11 protein-coding genes and 5 pseudogenes are annotated in these 12,373 nt (G+C 39.2%); 2 read left to right on the top strand and 14 right to left on the bottom strand.

Annotation, left to right across the window (positions count from 1 at the left end):
- Nucleotides 1-71 precede the first annotated feature (71 nt).
- From YN1551_RS12000 to YN1551_RS11965, 9 genes and pseudogenes are all read right to left on the bottom strand, one after another.
- Nucleotides 72-878, bottom strand: coding sequence for a DUF1028 domain-containing protein (locus tag YN1551_RS12000; RefSeq protein ID WP_012717964.1), 807 nt, complete (start codon nt 876-878; stop codon nt 72-74).
- A gap of 493 nt (nt 879-1,371) precedes the next feature.
- Entirely contained in the window at nt 1,372-2,370 is a 999-nt protein-coding gene (gene ilvC, locus YN1551_RS11995) for a ketol-acid reductoisomerase (protein WP_012715808.1), read from the bottom strand.
- Nucleotides 2,371-2,412: 42 nt separating this feature from the next.
- Nucleotides 2,413-2,586 (bottom strand): annotated as a pseudogene (locus YN1551_RS16780) (phosphomethylpyrimidine synthase ThiC); the annotation flags it as partial.
- A gap of 10 nt (nt 2,587-2,596) precedes the next feature.
- Nucleotides 2,597-3,823: an RNA-guided endonuclease InsQ/TnpB family protein gene (locus YN1551_RS11990; RefSeq protein ID WP_012717962.1), complete on the bottom strand. Its 1,227-nt coding sequence runs from the start codon at nt 3,821-3,823 to the stop codon at nt 2,597-2,599.
- Complete coding sequence (locus YN1551_RS11985; protein WP_012717961.1) at nt 3,807-4,436, bottom strand: IS607 family transposase; 630 nt, start codon at nt 4,434-4,436, stop codon at nt 3,807-3,809. Before YN1551_RS11985 ends, YN1551_RS11990 begins: the two co-directional genes overlap by 17 nt.
- A gap of 57 nt (nt 4,437-4,493) precedes the next feature.
- A pseudogene (locus YN1551_RS11980) lies at nt 4,494-4,808 on the bottom strand (phosphomethylpyrimidine synthase ThiC); the annotation flags it as partial.
- Between the two features lie 28 nt (nt 4,809-4,836).
- On the bottom strand, nt 4,837-5,997 hold the full coding sequence (locus YN1551_RS11975) for an IS110 family RNA-guided transposase (protein WP_012715521.1): 1,161 nt from the start codon (nt 5,995-5,997) through the stop codon (nt 4,837-4,839).
- 290 nt (nt 5,998-6,287) lie between these two features.
- Nucleotides 6,288-6,446, bottom strand: a pseudogene (locus YN1551_RS17690) (phosphomethylpyrimidine synthase ThiC); the annotation flags it as partial.
- Between the two features lie 34 nt (nt 6,447-6,480).
- Nucleotides 6,481-7,644 (bottom strand): AAA family ATPase, encoded by a 1,164-nt coding sequence (locus YN1551_RS11965; protein WP_012717959.1) that lies wholly within the window; start codon nt 7,642-7,644, stop codon nt 6,481-6,483.
- Nucleotides 7,645-8,045: 401 nt separating this feature from the next.
- Here YN1551_RS11965 and YN1551_RS11960 point away from each other — a divergent pair, with 401 nt between their 5' ends.
- Nucleotides 8,046-9,197: an IS110 family RNA-guided transposase gene (locus YN1551_RS11960; protein WP_012717048.1), complete on the top strand. Its 1,152-nt coding sequence runs from the start codon at nt 8,046-8,048 to the stop codon at nt 9,195-9,197.
- 56 nt (nt 9,198-9,253) lie between these two features.
- Here YN1551_RS11960 and YN1551_RS17170 read toward each other — a convergent pair.
- The 3 genes and pseudogenes from YN1551_RS17170 to YN1551_RS17160 form a co-directional block, all read right to left on the bottom strand.
- Nucleotides 9,254-9,520, bottom strand: a pseudogene (locus YN1551_RS17170) (IS4 family transposase); the annotation flags it as partial.
- Nucleotides 9,521-9,689: 169 nt separating this feature from the next.
- Entirely contained in the window at nt 9,690-9,863 is a 174-nt protein-coding gene (locus tag YN1551_RS17685) for a hypothetical protein (protein ID WP_238527838.1), read from the bottom strand.
- Between the two features lie 317 nt (nt 9,864-10,180).
- Nucleotides 10,181-10,321, bottom strand: coding sequence for a hypothetical protein (locus YN1551_RS17160; RefSeq protein WP_187146822.1), 141 nt, complete (start codon nt 10,319-10,321; stop codon nt 10,181-10,183).
- A gap of 98 nt (nt 10,322-10,419) precedes the next feature.
- Between YN1551_RS17160 and YN1551_RS17680 the strand changes: the two are divergent.
- A pseudogene (locus YN1551_RS17680) lies at nt 10,420-10,566 on the top strand (RNA-guided endonuclease TnpB family protein); the annotation flags it as partial.
- Between the two features lie 56 nt (nt 10,567-10,622).
- Here YN1551_RS17680 and YN1551_RS11950 read toward each other — a convergent pair.
- Both YN1551_RS11950 and YN1551_RS11945 read right to left on the bottom strand, forming a co-directional pair.
- Nucleotides 10,623-11,456, bottom strand: coding sequence for an ABC transporter permease (locus YN1551_RS11950; protein ID WP_009992190.1), 834 nt, complete (start codon nt 11,454-11,456; stop codon nt 10,623-10,625).
- Nucleotides 11,449-12,342, bottom strand: coding sequence for an ABC transporter ATP-binding protein (locus tag YN1551_RS11945; RefSeq protein ID WP_009992188.1), 894 nt, complete (start codon nt 12,340-12,342; stop codon nt 11,449-11,451). Before YN1551_RS11945 ends, YN1551_RS11950 begins: the two co-directional genes overlap by 8 nt.
- Nucleotides 12,343-12,373: the final 31 nt, after the last annotated feature.

Raw genomic sequence — 12,373 nt, 5'->3', positions numbered from 1 at the left:
TTATGCTGTTAGTGTTTATATTATATAATTCGATAAAAATATCAGTTTTCGTCATAAATGTAGTAAGTTACCTATTCTTTGGATAGCAAGATCTTCAACACCGTTTTACCTATCTTATCCCCCGTATATTTTCCCTCTAAGTTATTCATCTCAACCCAAGTTCTCAAATCATTATATCCCCACTTGTTTAATGCTTGTCTTATTTGGTTCTCATAATCCTTAACGTTAACCATCTCCTCTTCTATAAAAGTAGCTACCCATAAGTCCAGAAGCCTTTCCAGATCCTTTAAGGGATCTTGACTATCATCAACTCTTAAGTCTACATACTTCCCTACAATCAAGGGATCAATCTCCTTCTCGCTCTTATCAACAGTTTTAACAACAATGATTGCAGCACTCTGCTTTCCCCTCCTATCTCCACCCTTACTTTCCCCAGCCTTTAGCGCTCTAAGAATTTTCTCGTAAATTTTGCCCTTACTTTCTGCCTCCTTTGCCATAGCATCTAGAACCTCTTCTCCGGCCAATATATTGCCTTGTACAGTGAAGTTATTTCCAACAATATGTCCAGCATATGAATAGCATTCTTTTCCCGTAAATGCTGCCGCACTTCCCTTAGTGTCGACAATACCGACTTGCCTCTTTTCCCTTAAAGGGTCAGACTCAGTTAGAACTCTTATGGTATCTGATGCACTATAGCCCTTTTCTAGTAATGATAAACCATTTACACCATAAGTTAAATTGGCTAAGGCTTGAGTAGCTATTGCACCCACATTCGGTCTCAACCAAGGTACGAAAGCTCCTACAGCTAAGAATTTACTTGCCACTCCCACTCCCCAAGCTTTTTCCTCTGGGTCGTAAATGACTATTGAGAAGGTCATACTGTATACTTAACTTATACATATTTAAACAATTACTGCTTAGCAGTGTTAAATGAGACTATTATTAGCTATTGGCACTTTTCGCCAAACTTTACCCTTCCAAAACGAAAAGGTCATAATAATTGGATTTATGGAAATTGACTAAGCTAACAAGAAAAAGACTATAACGCCTCTACGTAACTACTACTTAGTTTTAATCAATTCTAAATATCGTTTTGATGTGAGTTTATGTCTATATATTATTACTAATGTATTTTTTATTGATGATCCCCCAACTAATGACGGATACTGCTCACGAGGTTCTTGGGGGTGATAAAAGTGTGGATGGGAGGGTAGTGGCGTTCAGTAATAAATCTTTCGCTCAAACTTCAAGCATAGTATTAGCTAACATTGCCACGTGGGTCCTTTCAACCTATATAGGGTGCCCGTGACGGAATTAAAAGTAAGGATAAGTTACGCAACGGGTAAACGCTGTAATGTCTTAGCGTAATTTTTAATCGCTTACCTTTCTTCTTAGAATTTTATACAACTCCTTTTCAGCCTTAGCCATTTCGCTCTGTACAGCCAATTCCCACAATCTATAAAATACGGGGTATCCAGCTTGTTGTTCTAATGTCCACTCCTTAGCGAAACTACCATCCCATATGTACTTTGCCTCATCTTTAACAATTTCCTTGACTAAGTCATAATATTTGAACATTCTCGTTAAAGTACCGTATTGACTAGTAGTACTGTGGTGAACCATTTGATTAAATATACCCTCTTCAGCAATTAGTCTAGCAATCTCAGCCAATTCCCCAGAGGCATAAAACTCCAACAACGCCGCTTCTGGAGATACCCCATATTCCTTTACAGCAACGTCAAAACAAGCCTTTATTGCCCCAAACAATATTGGCACCCAAGTGTGTTCGCTCATTAAATCTAATAACGCTTCCTCCTCAAATGATGAAATAACTGCAATCCCTCCTGGAATTGCACCTATACCCTTGGCTATTGCCTTAGCGTAATCCCATGCCTTTCCAGATGCATCTTGTTTAACTCCCAATAATACGGGATAACCTTTCCCTTGTTTATGCAAATCCATAATCCCTTCCCCAACCATTCTGGGAGCAACCATAACAGTATCAACGTTTTTAGGTGGTCTAATAAGTCCAAAGGCCACATTATAACCACTGGCGAAGTCCAATACGAACTCTTTCTTGCCTTCTAAAATTGGGGCAATCTTCTTTTCATAAATTTCCTTCATTATTTCATCTGGAATTAGGAGAAAGGCAACATCAGCTTTCTTCACTGCTTCACCTATATCGTAAACTTCAAACCCTTCCTTTATAGCCAAATCGTAATACCTATCCTTAACGTTTCCTATAATAACGTTCAGACCATTTTCCCTCATAATATTAGCTTGAACTCTCCCTTGGTTACCGTAACCAATTACGGCTATTGTCTTTCCCTTTAAAGGTTCTAAACTCGCGTCTAAAACTGTTTTATCCATAAAAAAGTGTTGTTGTTTGAAAATAAAAATACGAATCCGTACTTATAGGGATGATGAAGAACCTATCTTCCTAACTTGATCCATAGCCCACATCATTGGACAATATCCACCACACATGGTACAAGCTTTCACTTTAGGAGTACCAAACTGAGTGTAAACTTGATAAGCCCTTTGCGGATCTACTAGCTTAGAAATCATGTTCTCCCAATCCAGTTTCCGTTTGTCCCTACACTTTCATTTCAATCATTTTATGTTCATTCATGATCGAGTGTAGGGACTTAGCCCTCAACCACCTTATAGGTGGGTCATGGGACTTCTTCGAGCCCAACGGCACGGGGCTCACATCTCCAGCCCTCTTCGCTAAGTTGTACAGCGCAACTACATCCCTATGCCACTTTTCCTTCCCCTTCTCACAAACACCAACCCTTGGGGCATCGCCCCCATCGAGTTGGTAAACGATCTTCGCCCCATGAATTGGGCAAACAGTGGAAGTATAAGATGGGTTAACTAAGACCACGGGGACACCAAACTCCCTAGCCTTCTCAATAATAGCATTCTTCATTGAGGAAAATGCAGATCTATAAATCCTCAACCTAAGCTGTTTATCCTTCACGTCCTTTATCATATGCTCTGGAGTTCTCCTTGGCAAGTCCTCTAAAACTATGACACTCCTACTTTCAAAAGCCTCTTTAACGATCAGCTTGGCTAATTTCCTCCTAATGTCTACTTTCTTATCCCTCTCCCTCAGCCTCTTTAACTTCCTCCTCACTTCCCTATCCTTAGTTGACTTACCAGTGATTGTCAACTTCCTCCTATACTCATAGCCCAGAGTAATTTTCTTAGTGTTAGTCTCAAGCAATAAGGGTTTACTGTTGATGAGCACCGAGACCGAATTCTCGTTAAGGTCGACGGGAATAAACGCTTTAGGTTCATAAGGTTTAGGCTCATCTCTCTTAAAAATGACGTAGAACTCTACAACATTTCCCTTCAACAATTTAAACCTGGCCTCACTCGCAATCAACCATCCCTTATTATAATATCTCCAGAAGATCTTAGGGAAGGTTGGTGAAATGAAAACCCTACTCCTCTTTGTGGAAATTGAAATCGTGTCGAGGCTGAACTTCCACAGATGATCGTCGAGGTGAATAGTAACTCTCCTCACAGACGGTTTCTCAGTGTAACTCCTCCCTCTCTTCTTCAACTTCTCAAAGCTATCCAACCTCTCGCTTGCATCCTCACAAGCGGTGTAAATATAATGGGAGGGTAAGTCCTTATGTTTCTCCCTCTCAGTCTTGTAAACTCCAGCTTTAATCCTGGTGAAGGAGGTAGTTTTGTTTGACAGCCCATAATTTATTGCCTCCTCTAGAACCTCTCTGTACTCCTTCTCGACCTCCTTAAGTGCTGAGTATGTAGAATAGTCAACCCTAACCCTTAACTTAACTGTCCTCTCCACTCAACTCACCTATTAACTTTTTTACACCTTGAACTAGGAGTGTTTTCTTGTGACTCCTCATTCCGTAAATTTTCCCAGCGAATGATGTAACGACGGAAATTAAGTCCTCAACTAGCTCTTGTGCGTCATCTTTGGGCTCCTCACCAAAAACTACTTCAATCTTAACTCCCATGGTTGAGAAGAACTCTTCAATGTACTCGAAACCGAACCTTGTTAACCTATCTTTGTATGTTATTAATACGATGTCTACACTCCTTCCCTCAACAAGTTTGAATAGCCTTAACAATCCTTTTCTTTGTGTGTTTAACCCGCTTGCAATATCTTTCAGTACTTCAACTACCTTGTAACCCTTTGCCGTTGCGTAATTTGTTAGGTAGTTTATTTGTCTTTCCAAGTCTTCTCTCTGGTCTGCTGACGAAACTCTTGCGTAAATTACAGCCCTCGTCTCTTCCCTCCTTTCTAAGTACTTCTTTATCTCGCTGTAAGGTATCCTATACTTCCCTCCTTCAGTCGTTACCACCCTTATTTTTCCTTCTCTAATCCACCGTAGGAGTGTTGAGTATGAAATGCTGAGTAGTTGGCAAGCCTCCTTAGGTCTCAGTAGTCTCTCCACAAAATTGGTTGATAATAAATAAATATAAAAAGATTTCTATTAACGTGAGAAAGGATTCAGCCCATCCTTTAAGTGCTTTTCCACTGTGTTTAGTAATTCATCTTCAGTAAAATACGCTCCTCCAGACTTCTTCTTAAAGGACTCTATGAAAATTTGGTAAACTGGGACTGTACCAACTGGTAGATCTGATGCCTTTATTATATCCCTCCTTATGGCATCTAAGTCTCCTCCCGTTGATAAATCCATTAGAGTATCTCCCCACTTGTTTGCAACCTTTACCTTCTGTAATTCCATGTCTAAGTCTACAACCTCACTTGAAGTGCCTATGTTTACGTTAACTTTAGTAGTTAGTCCCTTACCTATTGGGACAAGGCACTACATGCTGACGCCTCTAACAAACCTATGGGGATAACGAGTCTAGCGCGTCTCCCACGTCGAAGTCCTTGACATTAACTTCCTTACCCCTAGGAATCCTAAAACTCTTCTTGACAACTCCCTTGTAAACACCGTCCTTTATAACATGATAACAAATGCTTGCAAGCTTTCCGGCAAGAGCACAAGTAGCTTGAGTAACACTCTTCCCCCTAGCAATAAGCCTCTCATAATACCCTTTAAAAGGCTCAAGACCCCTAGCAACCTTGGCAACCAAGTAGAGAGCTCTACGCAAATACTTATTACCCCTAATCATACCGGAGTGAGACTCGCTATCACCACTCTGCTTAGTTTTGGGTGCAAAGCTTGCATAAGCCCTAGCAGCCTTAGAACTGGAAAAACGGGAAACATCACCGAACTCAGCGTAAATAGTTGCAGCACTAATCAAACCAATTCCGGGGATCTTACTCAACTCAATTACTGGTTTTGGAATCTTGGAAATTATCATATCCTCAACCTCCTTAATCATTTTCTCCAAGTTTTTTAACAGTTCAACTAATTGTTTTAACGCTAGTTTTTCCGCGTCGTTTAAGTTTCTCCCTAGTTTTTCTTTTAGTTCCTCCTTCTCTTCCTTGCTTAGTCCCTCCCCCTTTACTAGCTTTTCAAGTAGTTTTCTTCCCTTCTTGTCGAATGGTTGTATTTTATATCCCGCGAATTCTAATATTTTCCTTATCTCGTTCTTTACTTGTGTTGTCTTCTCTACTAAGCTTTCCCTATATCTCGTTAGTTCTCTTAGCTCCATTATTTCTCCTGTTGGTATGTATGATCCCTTGATTACTCCGGTCATGTGTGCTACTAGTAACCTTTGTGCGTCGAGTTTGTCTGTCTTTTTCCCTAGTATTTCTGTTAGGTGTAGTGGGTTTATTACTGTTACCTTGTATCCTTTTTCCGTTAGTTTTTCGTGTAGGTAGAAGTAATATATTCCAGTTGCCTCTATTATTCCTTCCTTATATTCTCCTAGGAATTTAATTAGTTCCTCTATTCCCTCGTTGTCGTGGTTGAATTCCTTTACCTCCTTGACGTATACTGCTGATTTTTCTTGTTCTACTACTAGTTCTCCCTTTGCTGCTGTTAGTTTGCTTTGTGAAATATCAATTGCGAAGGCCTTGTTTGTAACTTTTAATTCCATGCTTGTGTATTACGCGTTTCTCGAGATATTTTTTGTTCTCATAATACCTTGTTTTCTTTGCATAGTGTTAAGTGTTTCAGCCCCTAGAGTATTTTGTTACAACCTCCTACTCGGGGGTTTTTATCCCCTCTTGTTAGATCGTTCTAGGGGCTTCACAGCTAGCCTTGTAGATGGGGTTTTATCCCCATGTTTTCTATGAGCTTATGTTGTTTTTCTCCTTACTTGTTTATTTCCTTTTCTCTTGTAATACTTGGTTTTATTCGTTCTCTTGTTTTGCGTGGATTGCCCCGTAGGAGTTTTCTACTGGGGTACTTCGCATTTCTTATCAACATTATTTTACCTTCACTTATCCTATTTCTGACCTTCTCTACTGGTATACCTTCTAGCTTACTTATTGCCCTCATCTCATCTGTTATCTGACCCCTTTTTGCCTCATCTATGATGCCCATAAGAAATATTCATATAACTAAGCTATAAAGATTATTATATACTATAAGATGCCGGAGAGTCTTTAGCTGCTAAAATTAAGCCTTTTCTATTTGGTTCATCTTGGTGTAAGTAATATTCATTATCTTCCCTTCTCTCTATGAAATCGAATTCAACCAATCTGTTGAGAATCTCGTAGACTCTAGGTTCCGGTATGTTCTCGTTTAAAATTGTGCTTGAGACTTTAACAATTTCGTGGAGTTCACCTTTACCCCCTAATCTATCTAGCGCTAAAATCACTGCTGAATACCTTAAGGGAGATTGCGTTGAAAATATGAAATTCCTAGCCTCATTTCTCACTTCGTTTATAGCCTTCTCTATAATTTCATCAATCCTAGGCTTAGTACCCATTTTAGCGCTAAAGGTATATTCTGAACCGAATAGTGTTAGCCAACCTGGAATTCCATCTAGCCTCTTTACTGCCTCGTCAATAACGCTTTCGTCCACTTTTATCCCCTCCTCTTCAAATCCCTTTTCTAGAAATTCTCTACTTTGTTCCAGTAAAAATCTCCCTAGTGTAATCTTTCTAATGTATCTCCCAAAGAATGGTTCTGTGTATTCAATGTTTTTCAGCGTCTTTTCGATTAACTTGACCATACTTCCCGTAAAAATTATCACAGTGTTTTTGCAATTGTCATATACGTCGTGAAAAATTGAGGGAAAGTCTAGGCCATTCACCTTTGCTAACTCTTGAGCTTCATCTAAAATTATCACAAGTTGTTTCTTATTATCCCTAGCAATTGAGTCCATTTCTCTTATAATGTAAGTTATGTCTGTACCCCTAATCTTCGTTAACTTAGCCCTAACTTTATTAGTTTGTATTTCCTCAACGCCTAAAATATTTGAAAGTAATTTTGCAACCTTGCCTAAAATTGTGTAGTTATTTATAGCCTCATTTATCTCCTCAATTAGCAAACTTATTAAAACGTGTTTTGGGTACTGCTTCTTTCTTGAATCGTGTATTCTCATAAGATTAATAGAGACTTTTATTGCCCCAATTTCCTTTACTGCAACGTTAACAACGCTTGTCTTTCCTATCCTTCTCATGCCCAATACGGCAATCCATTCACCTCTTGCAATGCTATCCTTAATCATTTCAATTTCCTTCTCCCTATCGTATAGGTCTTTCCTATCTTCCTTGGGTCTCGTGTTAAATAGCAATTATACGGCACCGTATAAATTACGGCACCGTATTTATTAAATTTACTGATCATTGTAAGGCTAGACTAATAGTTAGTTGCTCATACTAAAAATGTGAACTCCTACGGCGATTTTCACGAACAACACTCCTAAACAAGAAGACAAGCTTTACAAGAGTAAAACTTTTATAAAGAGAACAAGAAAATAACACAAGCCGAAAGTGAACATGGGGATAAAACCCCATGGGGTAGGCTGGCTATACGTCCCCCGCGATCTAACATGTGGGACAACATCCCGAGTAGGAGTGTGCAAAAATTTAAGGGGACGTTCTCATAGTTAGTTCGCACTATCTCCTAACAAAATTAACAATACAACGCGTATTATTATAGAAAAATTCAAGAATCAGAAAAAGAGTATTACACATGGAAAGGAAGATAAAGCCTAAAGTATTTGCAATAGATGTGGGGGAATCAAGACTTGTTGCAACCAAGATGGAAATAAACAACAACACAGTAAAAGAAGCTGATACGAGAGAATTCAAATACAACGAGGAAGGACTCAAAGAACTTATAAAATTCCTAGAAGGATACGAAGAAGGAATAATGGAAGCAACAGGAGTATACTTCTACCACGTATACAACGTACTGAGAGACAAGGGACTAAAAGTAAACGTGATAAACCCTGTCCAAACAGTTGAAGTCCTAGGCAAGAAGACAGACAAGAACGATTCCATAAGACTCGCAATAGCCTACGCTGCAGGCACAGTAAAAGGATCGTACATACCAACGGGAGAAATGCAAGAACTAAGAGAAATGACAAGACACAGAGAAGGACTAGTAGAGAGAAAGACACAAGTAAAGAACGAGATAAGGAAAGTTCTAGAAACAGCAGGATACAAGCTACCTCCCTTCGAAAAGAAGACAAAGGAAATAGTGAGAAAACTAGCCACTGATGAGAAGCTAACTGACGAAGAGATCAAGGAGTACTCCAAATTATTGGGAAGAAAATTAACTAGAATAGAAGCGTTCATCCTAAAACAACTCCTGGACCTACTGAACATTATAGAAGAACAAATCAAGGAAGTGGAGAACGAGATAATGAAGTTCCTACCCGAGGAAGCAGTAGAGTTGACTAAGATACCCGGAATAGTCCCAATCTCTGCAGCCACAATTTACGCTGAGCTTGGAGACGTGAGCAGGTTTGAGTCTTCGAAACAAGCTGCTTCTTATGCTGGAGTTTCTCCAAGGACTAAGCAGAGCGGGAAGACCGAATTTCACAACGGTCTCATCAAGGGGAATAAGCACTTATCCCGCGTTCTATTCCTTGTTGCAAGGTCCGCTAAGAACACGGTCCAATTTAATGGCTTCTATCAAGCCTTGTTGAAGAGGACAGGTAATTCCAAAAAGGCTACATTAGCCTTGGCCAACAAGATATGTAGGATAGTTTATCACGTACTCAAGGATGGGGAATACAAGGGTGAGACTAAGAAGACTAGGTATAGGGGAGGAGGTGGTGAAGGCCCTCAAGTTGACCCCAATCAAGTAGTTCCTTCGGCTCTTCAAGCCATCGCCTAGCCATGTTAGAGGCAAAGCATGTGGAGCCTACCCCGCCCTCACCGGTAGACCCAAAATCACCTCCTTAAAAATAAATCTATAGTGTAAATAAGTGTTTCAATTACATTAAATGTAAAATTCTCTGGATTGAATAAATCAGGAAATAAAAGAATTAATAATAATCTAAACTCCTCTCTCCCCACCTCCCCCTTGAATATGGTATATAAGGAGTAGAGTACAAGGGCCAGCACGAAGATCAACGTGCGGAAAACAAACTTAGTAGAACCAGTAAATGGGAGAAAAGCCTTAATGTTCCTATAAGAGGTCTCTATTGGACCCTTCAAAGTCGTTGTTGAAGCCTTACCTTCCCTAATCTTGATCCCACTACCCTCAACCGGAAGCCTAGCAGAACTAACGCCCTTAACCAAGATGTTCTTCCTAGAAGCCCTATCAGCCAAGAGCTTAAAACCATCAAAGGAAAAGGCCAAATCACTCAAATTAGCCAACCCAACCTTAAACAAAATTAGTCCTCCTTTCAACAAACCTTAAAACCAAAGTATGACTTACCATGCTTCCTACCCCAACCACCCCTATACTAAAGCTTGTAAAGTACTTGAGCTTAGAAACACTATAACTCATGAGGAGAAAATCGTCGTTAAATTTCATCTCATCAAGGTCAAGTGACATCTTCTCTAGACCGGTTTGAAAACTCCTCTTTCCCTCGCGGAAGAATGTATCAATTATGTAATAGTTCTCGAATTTGTCGTTTTTTCTCTTCCTACCTCAAGTTCGAAACCCTTCTCCCTATACTCGTTAATCACCTTGTCTAAGGCCTTGTTGAGTCATTAGAGTTGTCCACATTCTCTCCCCCTCATCAACAACTGTTTCTTGTAGAAGAAGAATATTGTGCTCTTTGGTGGGACTTTCCCACCTAAGAATTTCATAAACATTTTGCTATCCCTAATTTCTCCCTCTAACCAAGAGATTTCGTAGACGAACTTGATTTATAGGACTTTGAGGAGTAATATAACGTCCCACTTGGGTTTCTTGGAGTAAAGTGACTCAAGTTTACCCCTAAACGTTTCCCATGGAAATACTTTATCGACCTTGAGCAAAAGGTCTTTCTCAGTTGAAAGTGTCTTCATAATATTATCTCATCCCAATTTCTTATTAATATTACTCATCAATTTCCCATTTTTATCATCCTGGACAACGTCACGACGAGGTGTGACAATAAAAATCAAAGATGTACGGATTTCCCCAACGGATAGTCCGTTGGGTTGGGGTTATCCCGCTAAAGGGGCGGAGGGGTATGAGTGGGGCAATGCCCCGTGACTTTGGTGAAGCCCAAGGGCTGAGGATTGATATTAAATATTATGAAATCCTATGAAGCCCAAACCCCGAGGTCAAGAAATTATTGTTTTTCATGATATAAAAAGTACCTTACTAACTTACCTTCTTCGATATGTCTCTTCCCAGAAAATTTATTATCGATAAAACTAAGGGAATAAGGGAGTACACAACAATCGACACAATTGCTAAACTCACATTATTGCTTATGGAAGGTAAAATGTTCAGTCCTCTAGCTATTGCTGAAAATGGAGAGTTGTGTAATAGCATAAATGGTAACTCCGTGGAACCCCAGGTTGGTAAGTACTCAGAAATCGTTTCATAGTTGCTGTTGTGCGTTATTACAGACACGAAGACAAGTACGTCAGATACTATTATTGAGGCTATTAAGATAAATCCACTAATTGTAAAGGATAGATTGCTCCTCCTTAGTATTTCACCTATTGCAAATGCAATGTTGAGGAAAACTAGTGTTGAGAATATTATCGAAAAGAAAAGCTCAGGTAATAGTATTAACTCACTTTGTACTCCAAAGAGAAGAGATGAAAGGATTAAGGCAAGCACTACCATGAATAGGTAAATGATTAAAAGTAAGGAGAATGAACCAAGCCACTTCTCCATAACAAACCTCAACCTCGTTATTGGTTTTGATATGAAATAATCCACTGTTCCTTGTTCATATTCCTCTGCCATCGATCCAGAAGCTATTGATATTGCTAAGAAGTGTATTAGGAGCACTTGTGGTAATAATACTCCAAGAGCCCATAAATAGGGAGAGAGAGGGATTATTAAGGTCTTAAGTGAGTGTGAAGGTGCTAAGTATATTGCTAAATAAATCCCAAGCTCAAATATAAACGTTATTATAGATAGTACTATAACCTTCTTCCTAGCTATTGCCCTTCTCCATTCGTAAAGCATTATCTCAAACATTCCTCAACGCCCTCATGTAAGCCTCTTCCAAGTTTAGGTCAATATAGAAACCCTTTACCTTAACACCACTTGTAACCAAATCCCTTAACAGATCTTCTCTTCTATCCTCGTTAAGTTTAACTATTAACCTATTCCCATCGTTGAATACCCCTTTAACATACTCTATCCCCTTTAGTGCCTCTTCAGCATTTTCAATTTCATCAGTTTCAACTATTACTTGTATACCTAAAAACTCCTTAATCATATCCTCAACGGTACCGCTAAAAACTATCTTCCCCTTATATATCATGAATATTCTATCAGATAACTTCTTTACATCCTCTAATTCGTGGGATGTCATCAAAATCGATACGTTATCTTTTCTCTTCAACTTATTTAGTAACTCTCTTGTCTTCAAAGAAAAAATAGGGTCAATTCCCATGTTTGGCTCATCCATTATTAGAATAGATGGATTCCCAAGTAAGGATTCGGCTATTGCTATTCTCTGAACCATTCCCTTACTGTATTTAATTATGGGACTGTTAGCGTAGTTCTCCATTTCAACAAATTCTAAAACCCTCTTCACCTCACTTTTATCTACTCCTCTTATCTTAGCTGAAAGTTCTAACACTTGCCTTCCAGTAAGAAATGGTGGGTAATTGGGGATCTCTTGAACGTAGCCAATCGCCTTAAAGATTCTCTTGTTTCTAAAAGGATTTTCTCCTAGTATTTGCACTTCCCCCTTATCTGGCTTCATTAGAGTTAGTAGGATTCGGATAAGTGTAGTTTTTCCCGCACCGTTAGGGCCTATAAGTGAGACGAATTCCCCTTTCTTAACCTCTAATGAGACGTTATCCAATGCTATTTTATTGCCGTATTTCTTGACAATACTGCTTACAACGATCATTTTACTGTATAATAATTTATATTCCTGTTTA

The sequence above is a fragment of the Sulfolobus islandicus Y.N.15.51 genome (assembly GCF_000022485.1).
Classification (GTDB): domain Archaea; phylum Thermoproteota; class Thermoprotei_A; order Sulfolobales; family Sulfolobaceae; genus Saccharolobus; species Saccharolobus islandicus.
Note: the sequence above shows the minus strand (reverse complement) of the source record. Positions and strands in the feature narration are given on the sequence as shown.

Bases quoted from the DNA above. Each gene is read 5' to 3' on its own strand.
- YN1551_RS17160 (WP_187146822.1), bottom strand. From the start codon at position 10,321: ATGAAGACACTTTCAACTGAGAAAGACCTTTTGCTCAAGGTCGATAAA.
- YN1551_RS11945 (WP_009992188.1), bottom strand. From the start codon at position 12,342: ATGATCGTTGTAAGCAGTATTGTCAAGAAATACGGCAATAAAATAGCA.
- YN1551_RS11950 (WP_009992190.1), bottom strand. From the start codon at position 11,456: ATGTTTGAGATAATGCTTTACGAATGGAGAAGGGCAATAGCTAGGAAG.
- YN1551_RS17685 (WP_238527838.1), bottom strand. From the start codon at position 9,863: ATGTCACTTGACCTTGATGAGATGAAATTTAACGACGATTTTCTCCTC.
- ilvC (WP_012715808.1), bottom strand. From the start codon at position 2,370: ATGGATAAAACAGTTTTAGACGCGAGTTTAGAACCTTTAAAGGGAAAG.
- YN1551_RS11975 (WP_012715521.1), bottom strand. From the start codon at position 5,997: ATGGAATTAAAAGTTACAAACAAGGCCTTCGCAATTGATATTTCACAA.
- YN1551_RS11960 (WP_012717048.1), top strand. From the start codon at position 8,046: ATGGAAAGGAAGATAAAGCCTAAAGTATTTGCAATAGATGTGGGGGAA.
- YN1551_RS12000 (WP_012717964.1), bottom strand. From the start codon at position 878: ATGACCTTCTCAATAGTCATTTACGACCCAGAGGAAAAAGCTTGGGGA.